General features: G+C 46.2%; 26 protein-coding genes. 13 read left to right on the top strand and 13 right to left on the bottom strand.

Annotated elements, in window-relative coordinates:
* Positions 1–9 precede the first annotated feature (9 nt).
* Positions 10–561 carry a YkgJ family cysteine cluster protein gene (locus HY58_RS15845; RefSeq protein ID WP_156123724.1) on the top strand — a complete coding sequence of 184 codons (552 nt, stop codon included), beginning with the start codon at positions 10–12 and terminating at the stop codon, positions 559–561.
* 30 nt (positions 562–591) lie between these two features.
* Here HY58_RS15845 and HY58_RS15840 read toward each other — a convergent pair whose 3' ends face one another.
* Positions 592–942, bottom strand: coding sequence for a YraN family protein (locus HY58_RS15840; protein ID WP_039134251.1), 351 nt, complete (start codon positions 940–942; stop codon positions 592–594).
* A 33-nt stretch (positions 943–975) separates the two neighbouring features.
* Between HY58_RS15840 and manA the strand changes: the two genes are divergently transcribed.
* Positions 976–2190: a mannose-6-phosphate isomerase, class I gene (gene manA / locus HY58_RS15835; RefSeq protein WP_039134249.1), complete on the top strand. Its 1215-nt coding sequence runs from the start codon at positions 976–978 to the stop codon at positions 2188–2190.
* A gap of 68 nt (positions 2191–2258) precedes the next feature.
* A complete protein-coding gene (locus HY58_RS15830; RefSeq protein WP_039134241.1) occupies positions 2259–2816 on the top strand; it encodes a DUF6580 family putative transport protein in 558 nt (185 codons plus the stop codon).
* A gap of 80 nt (positions 2817–2896) precedes the next feature.
* Here the strand turns inward: HY58_RS15830 and HY58_RS15825 are convergent, their stop codons facing one another.
* From HY58_RS15825 to HY58_RS15805, 5 genes are read right to left on the bottom strand one after another with little or no spacing between them, the layout of a single operon-like run.
* On the bottom strand, positions 2897–3955 hold the full coding sequence (locus HY58_RS15825; protein ID WP_039134238.1) for a cyanophycinase: 1059 nt from the start codon (positions 3953–3955) through the stop codon (positions 2897–2899).
* Between the two features lie 35 nt (positions 3956–3990).
* Positions 3991–4875: a maleylpyruvate isomerase N-terminal domain-containing protein gene (locus tag HY58_RS15820; protein WP_039134236.1), complete on the bottom strand. Its 885-nt coding sequence runs from the start codon at positions 4873–4875 to the stop codon at positions 3991–3993.
* 25 nt (positions 4876–4900) lie between these two features.
* The gene (locus HY58_RS15815) at positions 4901–6100 is read right to left on the bottom strand and encodes an MFS transporter (RefSeq protein ID WP_039134232.1); all 1200 of its coding nucleotides are present in this window, start codon (positions 6098–6100) and stop codon (positions 4901–4903) included.
* Positions 6101–6115: 15 nt separating this feature from the next.
* A complete protein-coding gene (gene rnhA, locus HY58_RS15810) occupies positions 6116–6583 on the bottom strand; it encodes a ribonuclease HI (protein WP_039134229.1) in 468 nt (155 codons plus the stop codon).
* Positions 6584–6632: 49 nt separating this feature from the next.
* Positions 6633–8261 carry an acyl-CoA carboxylase subunit beta gene (locus HY58_RS15805; RefSeq protein WP_039134226.1) on the bottom strand — a complete coding sequence of 543 codons (1629 nt, stop codon included), beginning with the start codon at positions 8259–8261 and terminating at the stop codon, positions 6633–6635.
* Positions 8262–8385: 124 nt separating this feature from the next.
* On the opposite strand from HY58_RS15805, the gene HY58_RS15800 reads away from it, so the two are divergent.
* Together HY58_RS15800 and HY58_RS15795 are read left to right on the top strand one after the other, a co-directional pair.
* Complete coding sequence (locus HY58_RS15800) at positions 8386–9471, top strand: DUF3810 domain-containing protein (protein ID WP_052324211.1); 1086 nt, start codon at positions 8386–8388, stop codon at positions 9469–9471.
* 70 nt (positions 9472–9541) lie between these two features.
* Positions 9542–12184, top strand: a complete 2643-nt coding sequence (locus HY58_RS15795) for a zinc-dependent metalloprotease (RefSeq protein ID WP_039134223.1) — start codon at positions 9542–9544, stop codon at positions 12182–12184.
* A 101-nt stretch (positions 12185–12285) separates the two neighbouring features.
* Here HY58_RS15795 and HY58_RS15790 read toward each other — a convergent pair whose 3' ends face one another.
* The 3 genes from HY58_RS15790 to dcd form a co-directional block, all read right to left on the bottom strand.
* Positions 12286–12453, bottom strand: coding sequence for a type II toxin-antitoxin system RelE/ParE family toxin (locus tag HY58_RS15790; protein WP_216593821.1), 168 nt, complete (start codon positions 12451–12453; stop codon positions 12286–12288).
* Positions 12446–12571, bottom strand: coding sequence for a hypothetical protein (locus HY58_RS19925; protein WP_256381592.1), 126 nt, complete (start codon positions 12569–12571; stop codon positions 12446–12448). Before HY58_RS19925 ends, HY58_RS15790 begins: the two co-directional genes overlap by 8 nt.
* Positions 12572–12730: 159 nt before the next feature.
* Positions 12731–13267: a dCTP deaminase gene (gene dcd / locus HY58_RS15780; protein WP_039134217.1), complete on the bottom strand. Its 537-nt coding sequence runs from the start codon at positions 13265–13267 to the stop codon at positions 12731–12733.
* A gap of 77 nt (positions 13268–13344) precedes the next feature.
* On the opposite strand from dcd, the gene HY58_RS15775 reads away from it, so the two are divergent.
* Positions 13345–13983 (top strand): 4'-phosphopantetheinyl transferase superfamily protein, encoded by a 639-nt coding sequence (locus HY58_RS15775; protein WP_039134214.1) that lies wholly within the window; start codon positions 13345–13347, stop codon positions 13981–13983.
* Positions 13984–13997: 14 nt separating this feature from the next.
* On the opposite strand, the gene HY58_RS15770 is transcribed toward HY58_RS15775, so the two are convergent.
* The gene (locus tag HY58_RS15770; RefSeq protein ID WP_039134211.1) at positions 13998–15269 is read right to left on the bottom strand and encodes a DUF2130 domain-containing protein; all 1272 of its coding nucleotides are present in this window, start codon (positions 15267–15269) and stop codon (positions 13998–14000) included.
* 126 nt (positions 15270–15395) lie between these two features.
* Between HY58_RS15770 and HY58_RS15765 the strand changes: the two genes are divergently transcribed.
* From HY58_RS15765 to HY58_RS15740, 6 genes are all read left to right on the top strand, one after another.
* A complete protein-coding gene (locus HY58_RS15765; RefSeq protein WP_039134208.1) occupies positions 15396–16166 on the top strand; it encodes a DUF3108 domain-containing protein in 771 nt (256 codons plus the stop codon).
* 147 nt (positions 16167–16313) lie between these two features.
* A complete protein-coding gene (locus HY58_RS15760) occupies positions 16314–17387 on the top strand; it encodes a Gfo/Idh/MocA family protein (RefSeq protein ID WP_039134205.1) in 1074 nt (357 codons plus the stop codon).
* A 9-nt stretch (positions 17388–17396) separates the two neighbouring features.
* Positions 17397–18668, top strand: coding sequence for a gluconate:H+ symporter (locus tag HY58_RS15755; RefSeq protein ID WP_052324210.1), 1272 nt, complete (start codon positions 17397–17399; stop codon positions 18666–18668).
* Between the two features lie 9 nt (positions 18669–18677).
* The gene (locus tag HY58_RS15750; RefSeq protein ID WP_039134202.1) at positions 18678–19148 is read left to right on the top strand and encodes a RidA family protein; all 471 of its coding nucleotides are present in this window, start codon (positions 18678–18680) and stop codon (positions 19146–19148) included.
* Between the two features lie 10 nt (positions 19149–19158).
* Positions 19159–20349 (top strand): D-TA family PLP-dependent enzyme, encoded by a 1191-nt coding sequence (locus HY58_RS15745; RefSeq protein ID WP_039134199.1) that lies wholly within the window; start codon positions 19159–19161, stop codon positions 20347–20349.
* 9 nt (positions 20350–20358) lie between these two features.
* On the top strand, positions 20359–21426 hold the full coding sequence (locus HY58_RS15740; protein ID WP_039134196.1) for a dipeptidase: 1068 nt from the start codon (positions 20359–20361) through the stop codon (positions 21424–21426).
* A gap of 15 nt (positions 21427–21441) precedes the next feature.
* Here HY58_RS15740 and HY58_RS15735 read toward each other — a convergent pair whose 3' ends face one another.
* Both HY58_RS15735 and HY58_RS15730 read right to left on the bottom strand, forming a co-directional pair.
* On the bottom strand, positions 21442–23862 hold the full coding sequence (locus HY58_RS15735) for a TonB-dependent receptor domain-containing protein (protein ID WP_039134193.1): 2421 nt from the start codon (positions 23860–23862) through the stop codon (positions 21442–21444).
* A 208-nt stretch (positions 23863–24070) separates the two neighbouring features.
* On the bottom strand, positions 24071–24490 hold the full coding sequence (locus tag HY58_RS15730) for an SRPBCC domain-containing protein (protein ID WP_039134190.1): 420 nt from the start codon (positions 24488–24490) through the stop codon (positions 24071–24073).
* A gap of 449 nt (positions 24491–24939) precedes the next feature.
* Here HY58_RS15730 and HY58_RS15725 point away from each other — a divergent pair, with 449 nt between their 5' ends.
* On the top strand, positions 24940–25164 hold the full coding sequence (locus tag HY58_RS15725; protein WP_039134187.1) for a hypothetical protein: 225 nt from the start codon (positions 24940–24942) through the stop codon (positions 25162–25164).
* A gap of 5 nt (positions 25165–25169) precedes the next feature.
* Here the strand turns inward: HY58_RS15725 and HY58_RS15720 are convergent, their stop codons facing one another.
* A complete protein-coding gene (locus HY58_RS15720) occupies positions 25170–25712 on the bottom strand; it encodes an STM3941 family protein (RefSeq protein WP_039134184.1) in 543 nt (180 codons plus the stop codon).
* Positions 25713–25777 lie beyond the last annotated feature (65 nt).

Raw genomic sequence — 25777 nt, 5'->3', positions numbered from 1 at the left:
ACCTTTATATTGCGCTTTCTTAAAATCAGTATGGAGAGCATGATCGCAGCAATTAATACCCGTGCCGTTAACCTCAGGAAGTTTAAAAAACAACTGCTTACCACGAAGAGTAAATTTCGTCGCTTCCTTACTAAACTGGAAGCAAAAAGACCCAGGGGATTAGACCAGATCACACCCATACTCGAAAAAGAAGTTTGGGAAGAAATCGATTGCCTTACCTGCGCCAACTGCTGTAAGACCATGAGCCCCACCTTCAATAAAAAAGATATCACACGCATCTCCGCTCACCTCGGAATGACGGAAGCGGCTTTTAAAGATAAATGGCTCTACCTCGAGAAAAAAGACAACGACTGGATGAATCGCAAACAGCCCTGCCAGTTCCTGAACCTCCAGACTAATATGTGCAACATATATGAAGTGAGACCAGCCGATTGTGCCGGCTTTCCCCATCTTTCAAAAAAAAAATATGTGGACTATGTGCATGTGCATAAACAGAATATACAGTATTGTCCCGCCACACACAGAATGGTCGAAAAAATGAAAGCAGTTATTCCCGTTTAAAAGAATAGCGCTCCCTTTTATCCGCATCTATCAGGAAATATCTTCCAGCAGCTGAATATTATGTCCCCCCGGTGCATAGATGATGCTGACAATATCAAACTGCACCCTTCGCCATTGAGGAAAGGTTTCGAGATAAGCCTCCGCGGCTGTCTTTATATTCTTTAGTTTTTTTCTTGTCACCTGTTCTTCCGGCATACCAAAGCCATGGCCCCTTCTTGTTTTGACTTCAATGAAATGCAGGATATTATCAAGGGAAGCAATGATATCAATTTCTTTACGGCCATATTTCCAGTTGCAGGCCAGGATGGTATAGCCTCTTTGTGAAAGCCATTCGGCTGCGAGCTTTTCACCACTCCGGCCAGTATCGAGGTGAATCCGCATAGTTTAATGATTTGCAGTATTTTCGACCCGCATATGAAAAATCAAAATAAAGTATTTGTGCTGGAAGGGAAAGTTCAGCACTATCAATGGGGTGGTTTCACCTACCTGCCTGAATTGCTGGGAATTGACAACCCGAAGGGCGAACCTTTCGCGGAATACTGGCTGGGCGCACATTCACAGGCTCCATCCCTGATAAAAAATGATGGATCATTGGCAGAGCTTATTGCTAATGATCCTGCTGTGCTGGGAGAAAAGGTGAAAAACACCTTTGGAACATTGCCCTACCTGCTGAAGATCCTCGATGTAAAAGACATGCTCAGCATACAGGTGCATCCCTCAAAGGAGATGGCCGTCAAAGGATTTGCTGCAGAGAATGCGGCAGGCATACAGCCTACTGCTTCCAACAGGAATTATAAGGACGATAACCACAAGCCCGAGCTGATGGTGGCGCTGGGTGATTTCTGGCTATTGCATGGTTTCAGGCCGGTGCAATCCATGCATAAAATGCTCGACTCCATTCCTGAGTTGCAATTCCTGCTGGAGGTTTTTGGGGATGGCGACTATAAAGAATTGTATAAAGAGGTAATGGAGATGTCGCAGGAGGAAGTGAATCGCAGGCTTGGTCCATTGTTGGAGAGGATAGTTCCGGTTTACGAAGCAGGAAAGCTTCAAAAGTCCGCCCCCGATTTCTGGGCTGCACGGGCAGCCCTCACCTTTAAAAACGGGGAGGATATCGATCGCGGAATATTTTCTGTTTACCTGCTGAACCTGGTATTTCTGCAGAAAGGGGAGGCCATCTTCCAGGATGCTGGAATTCTGCATGCCTATCTGGAGGGACAGAATGTAGAGATCATGGCCAATTCGGATAATGTTTTAAGAGGCGGACTCACACCCAAACATATTGATGTTCCCGAGTTATTGAAGCATGTTTCTTTTCATGCAGTGGAGCCGAAAGTGATAGTGGGCACAACGCTGAATGGTTTCGAGAAGAAGTTCTTCAGCCCTGCTGCCGATTTTGAACTCAGCCAGCTCCTTATTGAGAAGGATAGCAGCAAGAGCCTTTACACCCCAACCACCGATATACTGATTGTTTTGGAGGGTAAGCTGGTAGCAGAGGAAGAAAACGCGGGAAGCCAGAACCCCATAATTGTGGATAAAGGGGGTAGCCTGCTGCTAACGGCAGAGGCCCGGATAAGGCTGGAATCCCCAACAGGAGCGGTTTTATACCGCGCCACGGTACCATCCTGAGGGCCCTGAAAAACTTTAATGGCCCGAGCCCTCTTTTATTTTATTTTTGCCATCTATCTTCACTCATTATGAAACTGAACAGATCTATAATCATTTCACTCGTTTTGCTGATTATTGTAGCGGCTCTATACCGTATCATCCCTTCCCGTCCCCTTGGTTTTGCTCCCCATATTGCCATGGCATTGTTTGGCGGCGCTATGCTTAAAGACAGGAAATGGGCATTCGCATTACCCATATTCTCCATGTTCCTGAGTGATGCCCTCTATGAAGTATTGTACAGAAATGGACTATCTGATATCTCCGGATTCTACGAAGGACAGATCACAAATTATATTCTCTTCATGGGACTCACACTTATCGGATTCATGATCCGCAAGGTGAATGTTATCAATGTTGCCGCCGCATCACTCGCTGCACCAACAGTTTATTTCCTTGTTTCTAACTTCCTTGTATGGATCTCAGGCGGTGGTTTTAACCGTCCCAAAACTTTCGGCGGACTCATACATTGCTATACCGATGCACTTCCATTCTACACCGGTAGCCTTGCCGCTACTGCTGTTTTCAGCCTGGTACTTTTTGGGGGATATTATTTTGTAAGCAAACAATCCAAAGCAAGTCTCGCTTAATATTATTTTACCGACCAATCATAAAAAAAGATCCCGCACTAAATGCGGGATCTTTTTTTATACTTAAACCTGTCCAAATTTTATGGAAGCAAAGTTCCGTTCTCAACATAATGCGTAAGCGTATTGCCGCCCGAAAAGATTGTCCAGTTATTCAGATCAAAACTTCCATTGCCGTTTGCTGATCCCGCAATTCTATAACCTGACACAGCCGATTGATTACGATTCCAGGTAAGGGGAGTTTTTGCTACGCAGGTTTCAGGCCCTGTAGATGCGTTCCAGAGGAAATAGGCCGAATTGGTTCCGAATACTTTTGCTATTCCATTTGCTTCAATGGCTACTGCAGTTTGCTCATCTACACCTATTCCTCTTACAGTTGGCATAGCCCTGTCTTTCATCATGCGTGCAAGCCAGCTTATCTGCCTGCCCATGCGGGTGCGCTGAGAATAATGTGAATCTGTAATGGTATTCGCCAGAATAGGTGCCTGTATAAAATCCGCATGACCAAGTGTGTTATACCGATGGTAGGGATCACCCAATGCCTGCACCGATGTTACCGAGCCGGTAGATGCACTATAATAACTGCTGCCAAGAATTGCCAATCCCGCACTGGTACCACCCACCGGAACCTTCTTGGTATTGATGAGATAGTTGATAGCATCTTCCGTTGGAGTATCCTTCCAATAGCTTACATAATTCCACTGGTCACCACCAGCAATGAAAAGCATTTCTGCATTTCTTATCTTCTGCGCTACCCCGGCATCCATGGCTTTTGTTCTGCTGTCAAGCATTATCGTTTCAACTGAATTGACGGTACCCAATCCAAACATATAACTGTTATACCCATCCGCACCGGAAGACCTTATCACCACAACATCTCCGCCGCCGCTTTTGCCTATCATCCACTGGATGGCAGCATCTACATCTGTGCTTCCACCCATCAGCAATAATCCTCCCGTGGTAGTTGTTTGAACGTCGGCTGCATCACCTGTTAAATAGGTTACGATGCCTCCGCTGCCACCTCCTCCTGCCTTAGCCATTTGAATGGGATCTAATGTTGCAGTATCTGTTTTTTCCTGCGTCTTTGCACAGGAGCTCAGAATAGTGAGCGCAATAATTGTTGGGATAAAGGCTGACTTCATAGTGCTGGTTTTTTGTATAATATAGTAAAATAATCTTATGCCATAACCGCTACCATACCCAATGCCTCTCTCGCGAGTTCCTTACTACCGTCTATCTCTACCCGCTCCATTGCTTCGAGGGGATTGATTGCCCTTGTAAATAATTGCCACGCGAGTTCTGCTGGTATGCGGATGCTGGCAGTAGCAATCCTGCCTGCATCATTGGTTTCCTTTTCGCTAACACCAGCAATAGTATTTCTATCATCACCAGCTTCATACTCTTCAATTAGTTTCCAGCCCTCAACTGTTTTTTTCCAATTCCAACGGAGCAGACTAGCCGAAATTATCTCCATCTTTAAAAGAGAACCTTCCCCAGCTTTGCTGTTTCTTAATGCATGGGGCATTCCCATTAATAATGTGCTGATAAATGGATCGAATAATTCGGGCACCATCAGTGGTTCCGGCATGCCAAGTGCAGTTCTGATCTGCTGCTGGTGATGCCATTTTTCTGTGTACTCCCTCGCAACATGAAACCAGTTCAGTGATCTTGTTTCACCTGCCCAACTCACCGTAAAGATCGCTTCAGCCATTGGATCAAGCGATGCCATGCAGGCCCAGTATTCCGGACCTGTTTTTTCCAACTGTTCTATCAGCAACGCAGTACTCACACGCTTGTAAGCTGCAACCCAGTCTGCATTTAAATTGTTGAGATAATTCACCAGGTCACTATAACTATTGATACCCGCAGGCGGCTCACCAAAATGCCCATCTCTCAGCATGGAAATGGTCCGTATATTTCCATCAAGTAAGTGCGCCGCCACATCTTTCACGGTCCACTTCCTCGCCAGCGTAAACCGCTTCCAGTCTTCTTCAGCGCAGGATCGCAGGCATTCTATAAGTAGCTTGTCCAATACAGGGAAGAGGGCAACAGTATGGATCATCGGCTATTGTTTTAGATTGAAATGATCAGAGTAACTGGTCGGGATAATTGGTTGCTGGGATGGCAGTGTTTTTATTAAAGAGATATCTGTTCTTCCATGCTGCAAAAGCCGCGGCCAGTGTAAGGAAGAATAGTATGCTTAGTCCGGAGGCAACACTGTATTGTTCTGCTACCAGTCCTATCATCGACGGACCAGCAAGAAATCCTATCAGCCCACCACTGGCTACTGCCGAGATACCCGTTACAGCGCTTACTCCCGGTACCCTGGTCGCCGCGCTGAAAAGCACCGGCACAATGCAGGAGAATCCAAGCCCTATTAATGTAAATCCTGTTATAGCAACGGGTATCGACTTAAATGCAATGGTCAGCAGAAATCCTATACCTGCAATGATACTACCGGCAATGGTTATCCGTTTACTCCCCACCCTCGGTATCCAGTTATCACCATTGAACCTGCCAATGGCCATGGCAATGGAGAAGCCTGCAAATCCCAATCCTGCGATGGCCTTGCTTCCTTCCAATGATTCCTTAAGATAAATAGCACTCCAGTCGGCCACACAGCCTTCGCCCATAAAAGTGACGAAGCAAATAAATGCGAGTCCCAGTACACTACCCGTCGGAAGCCGGAAGCCCTGGTCCGATTCAATGATCTGCCGGTAGGAGAGGTAGTGGTTACGCATCAGCAATATGCTTACCATCAGTGCCGCTGCTACCAATAGTATCTGCTGATAGGCTGTCATCTGCATGCTGTAAAAGAATGCCGCCAGGCCGGCACTGAAGCCTCCTCCCAAACTATACATTCCGTGAGACGTACTCATGATATGCCTGCTATGTTTTTTCTCCAGCAGGTCAACAACTGCGTTGGTGGAAACGCCATTCAGAAAGCCGATGAGTCCGGTTGCATAAAGCGCTATCCACAACATCACCGCACTGTTAGCTGTTACCTGGGCAATGAAGGCAACACAATATAGCAGGTGCCCGATCACCAGCCATTTACCAACTGCGATCCTGCGAAACACCGAAGAAGAAATGGCCACGCCGGTTAAGGCACCCACGGGTGCTAACAGCAATGATAGTCCCAGTGTTGCGTCGGTTAGATTTAATCTTGTTTTGATCTGCGGAATAGCGGCCACCCATATCCCTAATAATATACTGGCTATTGCAAAAAGGAACCCGATGCTGATGCTGGGTCTATGCCGGAAATAGGAGATGGTATTCTGGAGCATATATATACGCTAAGGTCAGGGATTTTCTGACTCATACACCTCATCCACTTCTAATCCTGGCCCGTCGGCTGCCGCCGTGGCAAGAATATCACATCGGTTATTGTAGGGATTGTCAGCATGTCCTTTCACCCAAACAAACTTTATCTGGTGCTGCATGGCGAGGCGGTAATAATGTTCCCAGAGGTCGCGGTTCTTTTTGCCACCCTTAAATCCGGTGGCGATCCAGTTCTTCAGCCAGCCTTGTTCAACAGCTTTTACAACATACTGGCTATCGCTGTATATAGTGATTTTTAATCCTGTCTTTGTTAGTGCTTCCAATCCCGCAATCACCGCCATCAGCTCCATGCGGTTATTGGTTGTTTTGCGAAATCCACCCGAGAGTTCTTTCTCCCTGCTTCCCCATTTCAGTATAGTTCCATATCCACCTCTTCCCGGATTTCCCCTGCTAGCCCCATCCGTGTATATAACTAAGCCTTCTTTCATCCTGCAAATTAAAAGACTTTTTCCATCCCTCCATCCCTCCATCCCTCCACTACACCTGAAACACCCCCACACTCATATTCCCCACCACCGGGTTATGATTCGCCGCATGTATCCCTTCCGCAATCACCCGCCGCGTTTGCAGCGGATCTATTATTTCGTCTACCCAAAGACGTGATGCAGCATAATATGGACTGGTTTGCTTTTCATAGCTGCCCTTGATCTCATTGAGTAGTCGCTGCTCGTCTTCCGGCGCTACTTCCTGTCCCTTGGCTTTCATCGCAGCAACCTGTATCTGCAAAAGTGTTTTGGCAGCCTGGTCACCGCCCATCACTGCAATACGCGCACTAGGCCATGCATAAATGAATCGCGGGTCATAGGCCTTTCCACACATGGCGTAATTACCCGCGCCATAAGAGTTGCCGAGTACAATAGTGATCTTCGGAACAACAGAATTGGCAACGGCATTCACCATTTTTGCTCCATCTTTAATAATACCTGAATGCTCACTTCTCGAGCCAACCATAAAGCCGGTTACATCCTGTAAAAAAACCAGCGGTATTCTTTTCTGGTTGCAGTTGAGAATGAAACGCGCGGCCTTGTCGGCACTGTCGTTATAGATAACACCACCCATCTGCATCTCGCCCTTCTTGGTTTTTAAGACAAGACGCTGGTTGGCTACAATACCAACAGCCCATCCCTCAATACGCGCATAACCGCAAACGATAGTCTTACCATAATCAGCTTTGAACTCATCAAACGTGGAGCCATCAACTATGCATTCAATGATCTCCTTCATATCATAGGGCCTGGTATTGCCCTCGGGGAAAATGGTATAGATATCTTTCGGATCTCGACTTGGAGCAACTGTAGCGATGCGGTCGAAACCCGCTGTGGGTTTATGTCCCAGCCTGCTCACAATTCGCTTCACCTGCCTGAGACAATCCTGCTCTGTATCAAATTTATAATCGGCGATACCACTGATAGCATTATGCGTAACAGCACCGCCAAGGGTTTCTGCATCAACATCTTCACCTACGGCAGCTTTCACCAGGTATGGACCGGCAAGAAATATCGAGCCCTTGCCTTCCACCATCAGCGTTTCATCGCTCATAATGGGGAGGTAGGCTCCTCCCGCCACACAGGCACCCATAACCGCAGCGATCTGCGTGATACCCATGGCACTCATCCTTGCATTGTTGCGGAACACACGGCCAAAATGTTCTTTGTCGGGGAAGATCTCATCCTGCATAGGCAGAAATACACCGGCACTATCAACCAGGTAAATTACCGGCAGATGGTTCTCCATGGCGATCTCCTGCAGCCTTAAATTTTTCTTTCCGGTGATGGGAAACCAGGCCCCCGCCTTAACGGTCTGGTCGTTGGCCAGTATCACACACTGCCTTCCACTTACATAGCCGATGCCCGCAACAGTTCCACCAGCCGGGCATCCGCCCTGTTCTTCATACTGCTCATAACCGGCGAAGGCTCCCAGCTCAATAAAGCTTGCCATATCATCCACCAGAAATTCAATGCGCTCCCTGGCAGTTAGTTTTTCGCGCTCATGCTGCCTGGCAATGGCTTTCTTTCCGCCCCCCTCATAGATCTTTTCCAGCCGCTGCTTCATTTCTGCCAGGCTAAGTTTCATCGAATCTTCATTGCGGTTCTTTTCTATATTCATGTAAGCAAGTATAAGGATGCAAAATAAGCAGATCTGTTTCTACAAACAAACAACTGTTAGTATTTGGTAATTGGCCCGAACATTCTTTTATTGCCGTTAGTTTTACATTCAACTCGTCGGGCCAATGAATCAAAGATACCGTTACATAGGATTGTTCTCACTGGTAGGAATTGCCTTTTTGATCAAGCTGTTTTCCCTTTTTCCCAAAGCGGTGGAGAAATATTATTCCACCGGCGCTTATCCCATCATCTCTCGTGTATTGCGCTGGCTGTTTGGATGGATGCCTTTCAGTTTCGGCGACCTGGTTTATGCCGTGGCGGTTATTTTTATGGGGATAGCCCTCTATAAGCTGATCCGCGCCTTTGTTCGCAAAACCGTTACCAATGCATGGCTGCTGCGCAACGGCGTTCGCTTCATGACCCTCTGGCTCTGGATCTATATCATCTTTAACCTGTTCTGGGGATTGAATTATAACCGCCTCGGCATTGCCCAGCAATCCCAGCTCCAGGTTACCCGCTACCGCACCTATGAACTCGATACCCTTGTGGTGACACTTATCACCCGCATGAACAGTCTGCATGCCGCTTCCGTGGAAGAAAGAAATCCCCTCCACCATAAACGTACCCTCTTCACCAGGGCTTTCAACGCCTACCAGGTGCCCTCGCGGAATACGCCTTACCTGCGCTACGGCGGACAATCAGTTAAACCATCCCTCTATAGTTATATCGGCAACTATCTTGGCTTCACGGGTTATTATAATCCCTTTACCGGCGAAGCACAGGTGAATACCACCGTTCCGGTTTTTGTTCAGCCCTTCACCACCTGCCATGAAATTGGCCACCAGCTTGGCTATGCCAAAGAGAACGAAGCAAATATGGCCGGCTTCCTCACCGCCAAACACAGTGAGAGCGCGGCTTTCAGGTACTCTGCCTATTTCGATCTCTACCTCTATGCTATCCGCGATCTCTACCTGCGCGACTCGGTAAGAAGCCGGGTGCTTCAGGAAAGGATCTCGCCGGGCGTGAAGGCCGATCTCAAGTTCCTGCGCGACTTTAACCGCCGCCATGTTGGTCTCCTGGAACCCGCCGTGCGCAGCCTCTATGCCCAGTTTTTAGTGGCTAATAATCAGCCCCACGGACTCATGAGTTACAACCAGGTTGTAGCCCTGGTGATCGCCTATATGAGAAAATATGGGATTGAAGGTTTATAATTTACCACTCAAATAAAGTTTGCCTCTGTACACAGGATTTTCAGCATATTGGCGGACAATTTTAACTTGTATGAGAAAAAACAGCATTCTGCTGATGTTCGCCCTTGCACTGGCCACAGGAGCCATGGCGCAAAAGAAGAACAGAAAGCAAAAACAGCCCGCGCCTGTTGCCGCGGACACAGCTAAAAAGGCCGCCCCGGCCGCTCCCGCCAAGGCTTCTATTAAAGACAAAGTGAAGTCAAGCAAGAAGATCGACGGGATGTTCACCCTCTACCAGGATACCGTTACCGGCAGCGTGCAGATGTACCTGAGAAAAGACCAGCTCGGAAAAGAATATATCTACCAGAGCTTTTCCATGGGCGGACCAACAGCATTATTCCTTCACCAGAACATGCTTCGCGAGACCTTCCCCTTCAAAGTGCAGAAGGCCTACGATAAGCTGGAGTTCATGCAGCTCAATACCAATTTCTATTACGATAAAAACAATGCCGTTAGCAAAGCTGCCAATGTGGATGTAAGCGATGCGGTTTTCTTCGCGGAGAAATTCACCGTGGAAGACAGTCTCGGTTACCTTATTTCAGTTGATGGTTTGTTGCTGGGCGATAAACTCGACCAGGTTAAACCTACCATGCCGCCAACTCTTCCCCCGGGCGCTGTATTCAACCTCGGAAACCTGAACCCCGCCAAATCTAAATATAGTATGGTGCGCAGCTTCCCTAATAATACAGATGTATTGGTGGAACTGGCATACGACAATCCAAACCCAATGAACCGCGGTGGAAAAGATATCACCGACGCGCGTTTTGTTCGTGTGAAAATGCAGCACTCATTCCTGGCTATGCCCGAAAATGATTACCGCGCCAGAAGAGATGATCCAAGGGTTGGATATTTCGGCGGACAGGTTGATGACCTTACATCACTTTCCTTTACTCCCTTCAAAGATTTTATCAGCCGCTGGCATCTTGTAAAGAAAGATCCATCTGCTGCCATCAGCGAGCCCGTTGAACCGATCGTTTGGTGGATCGAGAATACAACGCCAGTTGAATTCAGGCAAACCATCAAAGAAGCAGGAGAGAAGTGGAATGAAGCTTTTGAGAAAGCCGGTTTCCGCAATGCTGTTGTGATGAAGATCATGCCCGATGATGCTGATTGGGATCCTGCTGATATCCGCTATAATGTTATCCGCTGGGTGAGCAGTGCCAATCCCCCTTATGGAGCCATCGGACCAAGCTTCTTTAATCCACGCACCGGACAGATCCTCGGTTCTGATATCACGGTAGAGTGGAGGAGTGGCGCCGGTACGCCAAATTTTGATGAGCTGTTCAACGGCGGATTATCATCTGCAGCAGTTACAATGCCATGGGATAATCCTGCTGAAGCAGTTAAGCCTCCGGTAACAAATGGTTTTGGTCATAAGCACCTTGCAACCTGTGCAATGGCAAATGAACTCGCCATTCAATTCCAGACCGGACTTGCAGCAGTTGAAATTCTTGATGATGCACCTGCTAATGGAAAAGCAGCAGGTGAGATCAGTGAGATGCACAAGCAGTTTCTCTATTACCTGATCATGCATGAAATGGGTCATACACTTGGACTCAACCACAACATGAAGGCAAGCCAGATGTTGAGTCCGGAGCAGCTCCACGACAAGGAGATCACATCAAAGATCGGTTCGCTGGGTTCCGTGATGGACTATCCCTCTATCAACGTTAACAGCAACCGTGCCAGGCAGGGTGATTACTATACAACAAAAGCTGGTCCATATGATATATGGGCTATCGAATATGGTTATAAGCCATTCTCTGCTACTGAAGAAGAGAGCGCTCTCGCGGCTATCCTTAGCCGCAGTACCGATCCTCAGCTCGCCTTCGGTAATGATGCCGATGATATGCGTGGCTCAGGTGGTATCGACCCAAGGGTAATGGTGAATGATAACAGTAATGACATGATTGCATATGCAGAGGACAGGTTCAGGTTGGTGAACACCATGATCCCCAAACTGAAATCACGCTTTGCACGTCCTGACCAGAGCTGGAATGAACTCCGTACCCGTTACCTGATGTTACAGGGACAGCGTTCACAAATGGCGAATGCGGTTAGCCGTTATATTGGAGGTGTGTATGTAGATAGAAGTTATCCCGGACAAAAAAGCAAGAGCAATCCTTTCACGGTAGTTCCTGTTGAGTACCAGAAGAAGGCGATGGCTTTGCTTACGAAGTATCTCTATTCTCCAAATGCATTCCAGGCCGATGCACAGTTATTCCCTTACCTGCAAGCGCAGCGTCGTGGATTCTCTTTCTTTGGTGTTGGCGAAGATTTCAAAGCACAGAATGTTGCACAGCAGGTACAGATGCCTTCATTGGGACATATCCTTCATCCCAATACCCTGGCGCGTATCAACAACAGCTCACTCTATGGAAATACCTATAGTGTTGCTGATGTAATGGGCGACCTGGCAAAAGGAATTTTCAGTGAAGACCTGAAAGGAAATGTGAATCTTTATCGCCAGAACCTGCAGACAGAATTTGTAAAAGGTGCTGCAGCAATAGTTGATGCAAAAGCTGGTTATGATAATTCCTCAAAGGCAGCCGCGCTGTTAACCCTGAAGAAAGTCAAGTCCATGCTTGCCGGTGCTATCAGTACAAATGAGCAGACAAAAGCACACAGGATGAACCTGGTATTTATCATTGACAATGCACTTGATCCTAAATAAGGTGATGGTGTAGATGAAAGAATAAATGAAGAAGCCGTCTCATTTGAGGCGGCTTCTTTGTTTATTCGTAGATATCTTTTCTGTGTCCGAGGCTAATTATGTCAATGGTGAGTAATACGAAATCCATCCCTCCCTTGTAATTTTTTATAGCCTACAGGTCTGGGATTTTTTGCAAGACTAAGAATTGCAGCTTTTATTTTCGAATAATATGGTTCATTTATTTTTTCTAATGCCTTCTGAACAGTTTTTTCAATCCTGAGCTTATACATTCTTTTTCCTTTTTGCTTCAATTTTTTTAAAGGCAGTATCAGCATCAGTAAACTCCTGTTTTCTTTTTTTAGCAGCATCATAGCGTTTAATGTCTTCCAACTCTTCCAGTTCTTCCATGAGTGCATCAAACTGCTTTGCAGGCAGGACTACTAATTTTTTGCCGGCAGTATCTTTTATGTATTGTGGGTTTAAAGTGATTATATTATTATGTTTTGGAAAGCTCGGTGTTACCTAAACAAATTTACCTCAATAAAAGGTAATAATAGGTATACTCCTTCAAAACGCATTCTTCCACATCATACTCTCAATAGGCTTGTCTGGCTGCCCACTATACTTCGCATTTTTCTTCTGGTTGTACTTCACCTCAATTTCACCATCCACAGGGAAATAAATTAACTGCCCGATCGGCATCCCCTTATAAACCTTCACCGGTTGCTTAACCGAAATTTCGAGGGTCCAGTGCCCGCAGAAACCAACATCTCCCTTACCCGCGGTAGCATGTATGTCGATACCCAGCCGGCCGGTAGATGATTTCCCTTCCAGGAAAGGCACATGCGCATGCGTTTCAGTATACTCTTTCGTTACCCCCAGGTAAAAGATATGCGGGTATAATACAAACCCATCTTCAGGTATCTCAAAATATTCGATCTGGTTATGTTTTTTGGCATCGAGGATATGCTCCTTATAAGTGGCAAGCCATTTGCCCAGATGTACATCATAGGAGTTGCTTCCAAGGCATTCACGCTGGTAGGGTTCGATCTTAATGGTTCCTTTTTCAAATTCTTCCAGAATACGGGTGTCCGACAGAATCATGTGCTTCGCTTATTTTATATTTGATGATCAGTGCCCTTTGAAACGGGTCCTGCAATGTTACCTTCAAAATCGCAACCTTGGCCTTATTTTATCAACATAATATCAACCATTCCACCCGGCTGGCTATTTGGCGCATTGAAGAACCTGAAGAATTTTTCCTGGAGCGCGTTCCGCTGAAAAAAGATGTTACCCATCCCTATAAACGCCTGCAGCACCTGGCCGGCCGCTACCTGCTGCTGGAATTGTTCAATGATTTCCCGCTTTCCGAGATCATGGTCGCCGATACCCGCAAGCCCTATCTGCCGGGAGAAAAATACCATTTCTCCATCTCCCATTGCGGCAATTTCGCGGCGGCCGCGGCCAGCAGTGAAAAAAGAGTGGGGATAGATATCGAACTGGTAACACCCCGCATTGAAAGGATCTCGCATAAGTTCCTGACAGAAAAAGAGCAGGACTTCCTCCGTGAATGGGAATTGTTCGACCGCCTGCAGTTAGAACTGGTTACCACTCTCTGGAGCGCCAAAGAAGCAGTATTCAAATGGTATGGTAATGGAAAAGTTGATTTCCGCGAGCATATCAAACTCGCCGGACCGCTTCATTATACCGCCAGCGAATGGATGCACCTGCCTTTCAGTTTTGAAAAGGAAGCACCGGTTGATCTCAACATTCAAGCAAAGATCTTTGAACACCTGGTGCTTGCCTTTACGGTATCATAAATTCGGAATACATATTATTCAGGAAGCTCAAGGGGATCATCATCCGCCAGACTAAGATTCACCATATCAGCACCGGCGATCCCTTCAATACTTCCTTTCACATGGGCCGCATTCAATAATACTTTTTCGAGCTGCTTCTCCCGCGCCTTCCAGAGTTTTTCCATGGCATCCCTCTCACGTTGTATGCTGAGCTTCATGCTGAGAAAACCTTCGCGGATGGCCTTCCACTGTTCACTGAATTCATTGCTGGTGAGATAATCATAGAGCATATGCATCTTATCTCCCTTATTCTCCTGGTTGCGCGCGGCATTTGAAATTTTGATGATGCTATCCCTCAATACCTGCACCAGAGGCTTCACTTCAGCAAAGCTGCAGATCCAGATGCCATTCCTCTCCCCAAACTGGTCCATATCGGCAGGCATGTTCTGCGTTACAAGAATGGCCATATCGGCGCCCTGGCTTCTGCAATCGGCCTTTAGTTTTTCTATCCAGTCCTGTGAGAAAACTTTTGTTCGCTTGCTTTCAAAAATGATACTTCCACATTCCTGTCCAAACTGGTTGCGGATAGTAAGGATACAATCTGCTCCTCTCACACCTTTCCCCACCTCGGAAACCATATCAAAAGGAAAGCAGGTGCGAAGCATCTCTTCCAGCGCAAGCTCCATCACTTCACCCTGTAACTGCATACTGCCCTGTTCTGCCTTGCGGCGCATTTCCTCTGCCAGCTTTTTCTGGTCTTCCAATTGTTTCTCCAGCTCTTTCAGCCGAAGCTGAAACTCAGTTTCCTTAGCAATATTTTTCTGCTCTTCTATCTTCCTTATCTCATCAGAAAGCTTTCCTCTTTCCTCCTGCAGCTTGGTATGCAAAACGATTTCAAGCTCAGCTTCCTTGTTTTTTAGTTCCTGCTCCTTGCGAAGAAAATCGAGTTCCTTCTTCCTCGACTCACGAAGTTTTTCTTCATTGTCGCGGTTGGTATCCTGCAATATTTTTAACTGGTTCTCAAAATCAGCATGCATGCTTTTGCGTATGGATTCTTCCAGTTGCTGGTTCTGTTTTTTTAATTCCTGGTCGAGCTGGCTCCTGTAAGCAGCTTCCTGGCTGCGCTTGAAAACCTCAAAAGCTTCATCTTTTTTTCGAAGCTCTTCTTCCTTCTGGTTCCTGTATTCGATCATCTTTTCCCGCAGTTCCTGCTTCTCCTTTTCTATCGCCTCCTTGAGCTCATCATTGAGCGCCTCTTCCAGCGGAAATTCATGTCCGCAGTTGGGACATTTGATATTTGTAGCCATTCCTTGAGATTTATGGCAATTTAAGGGATGAGCGCCGAAGCATTAACAATTTCATATCATTCTTTAACCGCGCTATAGTAAAAGATTAACAGATGTATCGGTAATTTTAGATCTAAAGCAAAACCTATGAATCGTTTTTTACTAACTCTCTTTGCCGCAATCAGCTTAGCGCTGCCCACCATGGCACAGGACGATGCCTGGAAGCCGGGTGAAAAGATCAATTACACGGTATTTTATAGTGTGATGGGATTATATGTAAACGCCGGTACAGCCAGCTTCACCACTTCCAGCGCCGTGCATGAAGATCGTAATGTATACCATGTTGTAGGAGAGGGAAGAACCAATCCAAGCTACGACTGGATCTTTAAGGTGCGCGATCGTTATGAAACATTCATCGACCAGGAAAGTAAGAAGCCGGTGAAGTTTATCCGCAATGTTCATGAGGGCAACTACAAGCGTTATGAGGAAGTTATTTTCGATCATGGCGAGAAGGCAGCCGTTACCAAAAAAGGTATCTATAAAATTCCTCATGAGGTGCAGGATGTGGTGAGTTCACTCTACTACGCGCGCAATCTCGATTACGATAAATTCAAACCCAACGATAAGATCCGTTTCAACATGTTCCTCGGTGATGAAGTATATGATATGTATATCCGTTATGTAGGAAAGGAAACGATCAAGACCAAGTTCGGAACCTACCGCGCAATTAAACTCAAGCCCTTGCTGATTAAAGGAAATGTGTTTGAAGGGGGAGAGAAAATGACGGTATGGGTAAGCGATGATGCCAACCATATTCCGGTTCGCATAGAAAGTGATCTCAGTGTTGGAAAAGTTAAGGTGGACCTTAATAACCATAAAAACCTGAAGTACCCGCTTACATCGCTTGCAACCAAATAATCAGAGGTGATGGCCAATCCATCCCTATTTTCGAAAAGAGAAGGCTTCGGCCTTCTTTTTTTGTGCCCATTTGCTTATGAGGCCTAATCAAACTTGGCTATCTCTCCAAAATGCTATAATATGAAGATCAATTTTTAAAAAGGGGACATGAGCAAGATTCGTGTATTAGTTGTTGGATGCGGAAACATGGGAACCGCCCACGCAATAGCCTATCATAATAATGATGCCTTCGAGATCTGCGGCATCGTGTCTAGAGGAAACAGCAAGCATATACTCAATGAAAAGCTGGGCAATGCCTATGATGTATATGATGATTATTTTACAGCGCTTGAAGCATCCTCTCCTGATGCGGTCTGTATATCCACCTATCCCGATACCCATGAAAGCTATGCAATAGCTGCATTGGAAAAGTATCTGCATGTGTTCATCGAAAAGCCATTGGCCGACACCGTTGAAGGGGCAGAGCGGGTAGTGGAGACAGCGAAAAGAAAAGACAGAAAACTGGTAACTGGATACATTCTTCGTCACCATCCATCCTGGCAGTATTTTATCAAAGCAGCACATGAGTTGGGCAAACCGCTGGTGATGCGTATGAACCTCAACCAGCAGAGCAATGGTAAGAAATGGGCCGTGCATAAGAACCTGCTGGAGAGTTTGAGTCCCATCGTGGACTGTGGCGTTCACTATATTGATGTGATGTGCCAGATGACAAGATCGAGGCCGGTGCAGGTGAGTGCCATAGGAGCGCGATTAAGCGATGATATCCCCGCCGACAATTACAACTATGGACAATTACAGATCCGCTTTGAAGATGGCTCTGTGGGATGGTATGAAGCAGGCTGGGGACCAATGATAAGTGAGACGGCATTTTTTGTAAAGGATGTTATCGGTCCGATGGGATCAGCCTCCATTGTTGCTAAGCAGGCCGCTGCGGCCGGCAAATCAGATGATATCGATTCACATACAAAAACAGAATCCATACTCATCCACCAAGCTGCATTGGATGCTGATGGAAACTATATCCGCGAAGATGAATGGGTTGACCTCAGAGATGAACCCGATCACCAGGAATTATGCAATCGCCAGCAGGCATATTTCCTGCGCACCATCCGCGAGAACATCGATCTTTCCGATCATATGCTGGATGCTGTAAATAGTTTGCGGATTGCATTCGCCTGTGATGAATCTGTCAGAACCGGTAAAGTGGTCATGCTCCCATAATACAATTTCATGAAGCGATCATTCAGCATCCATCCGTTCATTGCCTTTCTGCTGGTATCCGTTGCCGTGGGAATCATATTCGGACTGCCACTGAAATCAATTGCCGGCAGTCTCGAAAAAGGAATAGGCGATATCATGTCGGCACTGGTGATACTGCTGGTTTGCGGCGCCATGTTTGGAAAGATCATCGCAGAATCAGGCGCTGCACAAAGAATAGCATCAGCGATGATTGCTGCAGTTGGCGTTAAGCATATACAATGGGCCATGATGGCCATAGGGTTTATCATCGGTATTCCACTTTTCTATGGAGTAGGATTTGTGTTACTGGTGCCCCTGCTTTTTTCGGTATGCTATAGCTCAAAAATCTCTCCTGTATATGCAGGCCTGCCTATGCTTGCGGCATTATCGGTTACTCACGGCTTTCTGCCACCACATCCTTCTCCCAGCGCACTGGTGGTGCAGTTTGGTGCTGATATGTCGCTCACGCTGATACTGGGCTTGATTATAGCGATCCCGGCTATTCTGGTGGCCGGACCGCTACTCGCCCGCTTCCTGAAAAATATGGACTCAAAGCCGCTGGCAGCCTTCGTTATAGAAGAAAGACCTGCCACCGAACTGCCCGGTATTTTCAATAGTTTCTTTACCGCCCTGCTGCCGGTATTATTATTGGTGACAGCAGCTTTACTTACATTCCTCTGGCCCGTGAAAGGGGCTGCCATTGATGTTGTAGCATTTCTCGGATCACCCTCCATCGTGTTATTGTTTTCACTTGTTTATGCAGGCATTGCATTGGGCATTTCAAGAGGCATGAGCATGTCAACACTTACCGCCCATTGCATCAGCGCTGTAGTAAGTATCGCACCGATATTACTTATCATCGCCGGTTCGGGCGCACTCAAGCAGGTGCTTACAGATACAGGTCTTAGTCAGTCAATTGCCACCGCATTAAATAAACTGCCGTTGAACCCATTGGTATTGGGATGGTTGATGGCCGCGATCCTCCGCGCCGTCATCGGATCAGCCACGGTGGCTGGATTAACAACGGCCGGCATCATGACCAGCTATGCAACTGAAAGTCTGTCGTCTCCAAGCTTCATGGTACTGGCCGTGGGCGCGGGCAGCCTGGCTTTCAGTCATGTTAACGATGCAGGCTTCTGGATGTATAAAGAATACTTTAACCTTACCATGAAACAAACGCTGTTGAGTTGGTCGGTGATGGAAACGATCGTTGCCATCGTTGGACTGATTGGCGTATTGATCCTGAATTTTATCTTACATTAAATATCGTTTATGCAAATCATTAATGCCGACAACCAGTTAGAATCACTGGGATTAACATTACCACCCCCGCCTAAGCCGCTGGGTGTTTATAAGCCCTGCCTGGTGGATGGAGAATACCTTTATGTATCGGGCCACGGAACCGTGCAGGCCGATGGCAGTCTGATCATTGGCAGGGTAGGAGACACCATCAGTATGGAAGAAGGCAAACTCGCGGCAAGGCAGGTAGGTTTGGCCATACTTTCCACCATCAAAGCCAACCTTGGAAGTTTGAATAGAGTGAAAAGAGTGATCAAGGTATTAGGGATGGTGAACTGTGTACCTGAATTTGAAAAGCATCCTTTCATCATCAATGGCTGCAGTGAACTCTTCGCCGAAATCTGGGGAGAAGAGAATGGCATCGGCGTACGCAGTGCAGTGGGGATGGGATCACTCCCCGATAATATTCCCGTTGAGATAGAAGCACTCTTTGAATTGCATTAAACTTAAAACTATGGAGCAGCATCCACAGCCCTGGTATGCGATTGACGACGTTGAAGCTATTGATTCCCCTACACTGCTTATTTACCCTGATCGGGTAAAAAAGAATATCGCCACGCTAATTGAAATGGCCGGCGGAGTGCAGAGACTACGTCCACATGTAAAAACAAGTAAATCGGCCGATGCCTGCAAACTGATGCTGGAAGCCGGCATCACCAGATTTAAATGTGCCACCATTGCCGAGGCCGAAATGCTTGCTGCCATTGGTGCTCCTGATGTACTGCTCGCTTACCAACCTGTAGGGCCCAAGATCGATAGACTGCTCAAACTCGCCCTAACCTACACCAACACACGCTTTAGTTGCCTAATTGACAACTCCGAATCCCTTGCATCCCTGGCGGCCGTCGCTAAAGCTTTGGCCGCCGAAGCTTCTGGGACTGTGGCAGCCGAAGCTTCAGCGAAGGCTGCCAGGCATACGAACAGTTTAGCACACCCCTTCCACATCTACCTCGACCTCAACGTCGGCATGAACCGCACCGGCATCACCCCTGGCGATCAAGCATTTGAACTATACATGGCAGCAAGAGAAATGAAAGGTATCAAACCCGTTGGGCTCCATGCCTACGATGGCCATATCCATGATGCATCACTTGCAATCAGGAAGGAACGCTGTGCTGCTGCCTTTGAACCCGTTTACAAATTGCTGGAAAGGATCGGAGAGCAGGTTGAAGACTATCCTGAATTGATTGCCGGAGGAACACCTTCTTTCCCCTATCATCTTGAAGAGGGGAGGGCAATTTGCAGTCCGGGTACATTTATATACTGGGACAAAGCCTATCTCGAAAAATTCACCGAGCAGCCATTTCTTCCCGCTGCTATAATTCTTACACGGGTAGTATCTAAGCCTGGTCCCAATCTCTTATGCCTTGACCTTGGTCATAAATCCATTGCCGCAGAAAATGAAATCGCGCGGCGTGTAGGATTTTTGAATGATGCAGACCTGAAACCAGTTAGCCAGAGCGAAGAACATATGGTTGTGACTTCGGCTGATGCCGATCGTTATAAGGTGGGAGATTGCCTGTATACGCTGGCATATCATATTTGTCCATCTGTTGCTCTCTATCGCGAAGCAACAATAATCATTGACAATAAGGTTGCCGGCGTTTGGAAGACCACAGCCCGCGACAGGACTATCACGCTATAAATCTTTTCTATGTTCATACTCGATGCACATCTCGACCTGTCCATGAATGCGATGGAATGGAACCGCAATCTCCGGCTGCCGGTGGAGCAGATCAATGCCCGGGAAAAGCATCTCACGGACAAGCCTGACCGCGGAAAGGCAGTGGTGTCTTTACCCGAGCTGAGAAAGGGGAATATCGGCCTGGTGGTAGCCACGCAGATCGCGCGATATGTTGCGCCCGATAATAAATTGCCGGGATGGCATTCGCCCGAACAAGCATGGGCCCAAACACAGGGACAGCTTGCCTGGTACAAGGCCATGGAAGCAGCAGGTGAAATGATACAGGTGAAAGACCGCGAAAGCCTTGAATCACATCTTCGGTTATGGATGGATGATAGTGAGAACAATTCGAAGCCCATAGGCTATATCCTAAGCCTCGAAGGCGCTGACTCACTGGTGGATATTTCATATTTGGAGAAAGCTTACCAGGATGGATTGAGAGCAGTGGGACCAGCACATTATGGTCCTGGACGATATGCCCAGGGCACGGATGCCACCGGCCCTTTAAGCAGTGCCGGCAGGGAATTATTAAAAGAGATGGAGCGCCTCAATATCATTTTAGATGCAACGCATTTATGTGACGATAGTTTCTGGGAAGCCCTGGAAAATTTCAATGGACATGTATGGGCCAGTCACAATAATTGCCGTGCCCTGGTAGATCATAACCGCCAGTACAGTGATGACCAGATCAAAGCATTGATCGAAAGAGGCGCCGTTATTGGCGGCGCCATGGATGCATGGATGATGGTGCCCGGCTGGGTGCGAGGCAAATCGAATCCCGTCAGCATGGGCTGTAATCTTGAAACGCTGATCGATCATATGGATCATATCTGCCAGCTGGCAGGAAATAGTTTACATGTAGGCATTGGATCAGATCTCGATGGCGCATTTGGGAAAGAGCAATGCCCCTATGATGTAGAGAGCATTTCGGATATCAGTAAGCTGGAAGGCTTGTTAAGGGCTCGTGGCTATGCTGATACCGATATCACCAATATCATGCACGGTAACTGGATCAGATTTTTGAAGAATGCGTGGTGAGCATTGGTTTATCGACTAGTCATCACCCAATCCGGCGCTCTTAGGTTTGCCAGTTTGCTTTTCCTGTCTTATCCGGTAACTGATCGTGAAATTTATCTGCCTTCTCCTGAATTGAAAATCACCCTCCGAATAAAAATTCGGCCCATTGGTAATTGATCGCATCCGCCTTGTATTGAACAGATCCAACACATTCAGGTTGGCAGTTCCTTTCCCTTTGAAGATATCTTTACTCGCCGACAGGTCAGCATAATATAAAGCTTTTCTTTTTCCCTGGGCAGTTTTTTGAGGAGCTTCATAATTTGTTCTTAGCTGCAGATCAATATTTTTGGGTAGCATAAACCGCGAGGTCTGGCGGGCAAACCAACTATAGGTATTCGCTTTATAACCCTGCATTATGTTGGTGCCGTCGATAGCTGCATGAAAGAAATTAGCATTGAAATCAAGCTTCCACCATTTCCAGGGTGAGTAAGCGCTGGTAAATTCAAACCCGAATGCATCTTCCGATAAAAGATTTTCCGGCCTTGTAACTGAATTGCCTTCATCAGATACAATTCTGATACGGTCGATTTTACCTTTAGTGCTGCGGTAGTAAATGGAAGAGGTGAATGATCCTTTGTTGAAAGATTTGATATGACCAACCTCCATCACATTGCTGAATTCGGGATCGAGGTCGGGATTGCCGCTGAAGAAATTGCGGCTGTCGGAAAAAGTTACAAAGGGACTCAGATCATTATAAAAAGGTCTTCTCACCCTGCGACTATAACTCAACTGTATTCCATGTTCGTTCTTCAGTTCAAAGGTTATATGTGCACTAGGGAAGAGGTTCACATAATCGCGGGGATTTGTCTCGTTTGTTTTCCGAAGTATGGTGGTTACATCTGTCCACTCAGCACGCAGGCCTCCCTGGTAGGATATGTTGTTGGTTTTGTTTCCAAGTATACCATAAGCAGCATGGATGTTTTCATCATAGCCGAAAATATTGTCGAGCCCGGGTAGCGGCACAAAATTGCCGGAAGCATCCCTTTCAGTAACAATATAATCATTCACCATATTGCGGAAGCTACTCCTGGCGCCGGTTTCAAATTTTCCTTCTTCACCAATTGGTTTTATATAGTCGAGCTGGAACAGCCATTGTTTTTCAAACTCATCATTTAAAGATTTTTGAAGGATGGCTTTGGAAGGGTTCTCCGTGCCGTTATGATCAAAGAAGCTCTGTGTGAATGTTTGATCGGAATTCTCCCAATAGTCTAGGTATTTTACCTCCGCGATCAGCTCATTCCCTTTCCCTGCAAATGATTTTTTATAGCTAAGGGAATATTCCGAATTCGGTTCTGTTTCATCCTCCTCTTGCCGGCGTTTGCTGGTACCAGTTAGGGTGGACTTTGTAAACAGGTAATCTTCATAACGGATATCGGTCAGTCTGTTTCCCTTGCTGCGGCGATATAGGTAGGAGCCGGTGAGAATACTTTTCTCTGTAAAATAATAATCAAGTCCGCCGCGGATATTGTTATTGAAACCGGTAAGGGTGCCATTATTTTTTTGTTGAAGAAGGAAGGTGGTATCATTGGCATATACTTCCTGGTAGAGAGAACCTACGTTGGGTTGTTTGCGGTAAGCGATACCATAATTGATAAAGAAATTCATTTTCTTCCTGCGATAATTGAAGTTCAGGGCAGCTCCGAGGTTGGTGGGTGTACCGCTAACAAGTTCCACTGTTCCGTTAAAGCCTTCTTTCCTGTCTTTCTTTAGGATAATATTAATGATACCGGCCATGCCTTCCGCTTCATAGCGGGCCGATGGATTGGTAATAATTTCCACCCTGTCAACCATGCTGGCCTGCAGCTGCTGTAAGCCGCTACCGCCTTTAATACTCACCAGTCCTGATGGTTTACCATCGATGAGTATCCTAACATTGTCACTACCCCGCAATTTTACGTTACCCTCCGGATCCACTGAAACAGATGGGATATTCGTCAAAATATCCGATGCAGAACCGCCAGCATTGGCGAGGTCGCGGCCTACGTTGAATATTTTTTTATCCAGTGCAAGCTGCATAGAACTTTTTTCAGCCTGAACCACCACTTCATCCAGGAGGCCTGCAGTTTGCAATAAAGGGATGGTGCCAAAATCATAGATGGGATCTTCTTTTGAAAGAAGAAACCTTTTTGAACGGTACGATATATATCCCATGAAATCAATAACTGCATAGTAGGAGCCGTAGGGAAGGGGAATGGTAAATTGGCCTGAATCGCCAGCCAGCGTGCCTTCCACCTGTTTTTCATCGGCAATGCTAAAAATGATGATGCTTGCTGAGGCAAGCGCAGAAGCGGAGATAGAATCAACGACTTTTCCTTTCACTGATGCTGCTGGCTGCTGCTGGGCAATGGTGTTTGTTGAAGTCACAGATACAACGAGAAGGAAGAGCAGGGCTTTCATTGAATTGAACGTATGGTAATAAATGTATCTCATTATTTGCAAGGAAAGAACATGTTAGTAAGGTAACTATCATCTCTTCTGCAAATGCCAGTCGCGATTTGAAAAAAGGAATTGAGTTATGAAGGTTGGTCACATCCAGGTAATCTTCTAAAAAGAATTTCTATGTTCTTTTTCTATTTCAAGATATGATTTCATCCATTCAAATTTACTAAACCCTTAAGTAATTCCTTAGGGCTTCACCCACTATCTGGTTCCAGCCTTCCTGGTAGTTCTCGGGGGCAAAAGCAGAACCGCCATCAGCAAGGTTTTCAATTCCTTCATGGGTGAGTCTAATGATGGTGTTATCACCCTCAGGAATCAATTCCCAGGTGAGCAGGGAGGATCCCTTGCTGTGATTGGGATGGGTCCAGGTATGCTGCAACAACTTCATTGGCACTACGCGGGTAATGGTGCAGCGGTGTAGGTACTGACACTCTTCGCCGGGCTCATAGAACTCAAATACAGCCCCTTCTTCGGCCTTAAAGCCGGGGATGGTAAAATACCATTGCTTCATGGCCTCGGGGTCGGTAATGGCCTTCCAGATAGTTACTGCAGGCACTCCAAATTTTTGTTCAATGATGATAGGCATTATGTGACTTTATGGGTGTTTAAAGCTCAGAAATTGCCTGTTAAGCCTTATCTAATTTAATTAATCTATTTAAATGGATCGTTCCGGTATAGCAGGAGGGTTATTCGGGATAATTTTCAGTGCTGTGGACGCTTTGAGGACTACTCATTGACTACTAAAAGACGCTTCAAAGACGCTTCAAAGACATTTCAAAGACGCTTCAAAGACTTTTCTGACACGCTTCTGAGTCGCTTAGAGAAAGCTTAGAGAAAGCTCAGAGAAGGCTTAGAGAAAGCTTAGAGAAAGCTTAGAGAAGGCTTCAAACACCGCTCATATGCCGCTTGTCTGGTCCAAAAAAACATTACCCCTGTTTATAATCAGGCGGGGGGTGTAAGTACCGGAAATATTGGTGTAAAGGCCTTTTGCATTAACAACCAAAGATTCTATTTTTATAAATCTAAGAGTCAGTTATGGAGAAAATGCCGGTTGTAATAGATTATCTGAAACGCGCTGCTGTTTTTGATTATGCAAAGATTGAAGAGTATTGCAGTGTACCCGCTGCACTGATAATTGATGCAGTGAATGGAAATAATAAATTGGATGAGATCCAGGTTAGAAGACTTGAATGGTTTTTAGGAATGCTAGGTATTGATTTCAGGATTGTGGAGAAGCTGGATGGAGGGAAGAATACATAGATCACCTATTGGCCATGGGATTTTACTTTGGCTATTAATGTTGCCATCAGGTCATCAAAGGATATTTTAAGTCCGTTGGTAGTAATACTTAAAGGAGTTCCATACATGTTATAATTCATCTGCATCATCTTTCGTTTAAAACCACTTGTTTGCTTATCAATATATTCCTGTGGATTTTTTACATGAAGCATTATGAGCTTTTGACGGTGCATTTCCATTACCGAAATATCCTCCAGGTCAGACCATAATATTTGTCCGGCCGAAACACCACCAGAGTTGTCTGTAATCCCGGTGTTGTCTATAATTAAACCGGGTTTTTTGTCTGACAGTTTGCGAAAGAGAAGGAAAGCACATAGTCCGAAGAAAAATATCGAGGCATAGCCTACAAAGGCAAGTTTTGTTGGATTACCCCAATATGAATTGGAAATAGCAGGGGGTGATATTACAAACCATATTCCTATTGCAACGAATGCCAGTGATCCTACAAGCATTAAAAGTATTTTTTTCTTGCTTAGTTCGATCTCAATGATTTCTTCTGATGGCTCCATGGAAAGTTATTAGGGTTCTGTGGATTTATAAATATACATTTCCTGGAGGCTGTAAAATGAACTGT

It is taken from the genome of Flavihumibacter sp. ZG627 (genome assembly GCF_000814325.1).
Taxonomy (GTDB): Bacteria; Bacteroidota; Bacteroidia; order Chitinophagales; family Chitinophagaceae; genus Flavihumibacter.
Note: the sequence above shows the minus strand (reverse complement) of the source record. Positions and strands in the feature narration are given on the sequence as shown.

Excerpts from the sequence above, each read along its gene's own strand:
- HY58_RS15740 (WP_039134196.1), top strand. The coding sequence starts at position 20,359 with ATGTTCATACTCGATGCACATCTCGACCTGTCCATGAATGCGATGGAA.
- HY58_RS15760 (WP_039134205.1), top strand. The coding sequence starts at position 16,314 with ATGAGCAAGATTCGTGTATTAGTTGTTGGATGCGGAAACATGGGAACC.
- HY58_RS15800 (WP_052324211.1), top strand. The coding sequence starts at position 8,386 with ATGAATCAAAGATACCGTTACATAGGATTGTTCTCACTGGTAGGAATT.
- HY58_RS15750 (WP_039134202.1), top strand. The coding sequence starts at position 18,678 with ATGCAAATCATTAATGCCGACAACCAGTTAGAATCACTGGGATTAACA.
- HY58_RS15745 (WP_039134199.1), top strand. The coding sequence starts at position 19,159 with ATGGAGCAGCATCCACAGCCCTGGTATGCGATTGACGACGTTGAAGCT.
- HY58_RS15825 (WP_039134238.1), bottom strand. The coding sequence starts at position 3,955 with ATGAAGTCAGCCTTTATCCCAACAATTATTGCGCTCACTATTCTGAGC.
- dcd (WP_039134217.1), bottom strand. The coding sequence starts at position 13,267 with ATGATTCTGTCGGACACCCGTATTCTGGAAGAATTTGAAAAAGGAACC.
- HY58_RS15815 (WP_039134232.1), bottom strand. The coding sequence starts at position 6,100 with ATGCTCCAGAATACCATCTCCTATTTCCGGCATAGACCCAGCATCAGC.
- HY58_RS15790 (WP_216593821.1), bottom strand. The coding sequence starts at position 12,453 with ATGTATAAGCTCAGGATTGAAAAAACTGTTCAGAAGGCATTAGAAAAA.
- HY58_RS15830 (WP_039134241.1), top strand. The coding sequence starts at position 2,259 with ATGAAACTGAACAGATCTATAATCATTTCACTCGTTTTGCTGATTATT.
- HY58_RS15755 (WP_052324210.1), top strand. The coding sequence starts at position 17,397 with ATGAAGCGATCATTCAGCATCCATCCGTTCATTGCCTTTCTGCTGGTA.
- rnhA (WP_039134229.1), bottom strand. The coding sequence starts at position 6,583 with ATGAAAGAAGGCTTAGTTATATACACGGATGGGGCTAGCAGGGGAAAT.
- HY58_RS15730 (WP_039134190.1), bottom strand. The coding sequence starts at position 24,490 with ATGCCTATCATCATTGAACAAAAATTTGGAGTGCCTGCAGTAACTATC.
- manA (WP_039134249.1), top strand. The coding sequence starts at position 976 with ATGAAAAATCAAAATAAAGTATTTGTGCTGGAAGGGAAAGTTCAGCAC.
- HY58_RS15840 (WP_039134251.1), bottom strand. The coding sequence starts at position 942 with ATGCGGATTCACCTCGATACTGGCCGGAGTGGTGAAAAGCTCGCAGCC.
- HY58_RS15805 (WP_039134226.1), bottom strand. The coding sequence starts at position 8,261 with ATGAATATAGAAAAGAACCGCAATGAAGATTCGATGAAACTTAGCCTG.
- HY58_RS19925 (WP_256381592.1), bottom strand. The coding sequence starts at position 12,571 with ATGGAAGAACTGGAAGAGTTGGAAGACATTAAACGCTATGATGCTGCT.
- HY58_RS15720 (WP_039134184.1), bottom strand. The coding sequence starts at position 25,712 with ATGGAGCCATCAGAAGAAATCATTGAGATCGAACTAAGCAAGAAAAAA.
- HY58_RS15735 (WP_039134193.1), bottom strand. The coding sequence starts at position 23,862 with ATGAAAGCCCTGCTCTTCCTTCTCGTTGTATCTGTGACTTCAACAAAC.
- HY58_RS15820 (WP_039134236.1), bottom strand. The coding sequence starts at position 4,875 with ATGATCCATACTGTTGCCCTCTTCCCTGTATTGGACAAGCTACTTATA.
- HY58_RS15795 (WP_039134223.1), top strand. The coding sequence starts at position 9,542 with ATGAGAAAAAACAGCATTCTGCTGATGTTCGCCCTTGCACTGGCCACA.
- HY58_RS15725 (WP_039134187.1), top strand. The coding sequence starts at position 24,940 with ATGGAGAAAATGCCGGTTGTAATAGATTATCTGAAACGCGCTGCTGTT.
- HY58_RS15770 (WP_039134211.1), bottom strand. The coding sequence starts at position 15,269 with ATGGCTACAAATATCAAATGTCCCAACTGCGGACATGAATTTCCGCTG.
- HY58_RS15765 (WP_039134208.1), top strand. The coding sequence starts at position 15,396 with ATGAATCGTTTTTTACTAACTCTCTTTGCCGCAATCAGCTTAGCGCTG.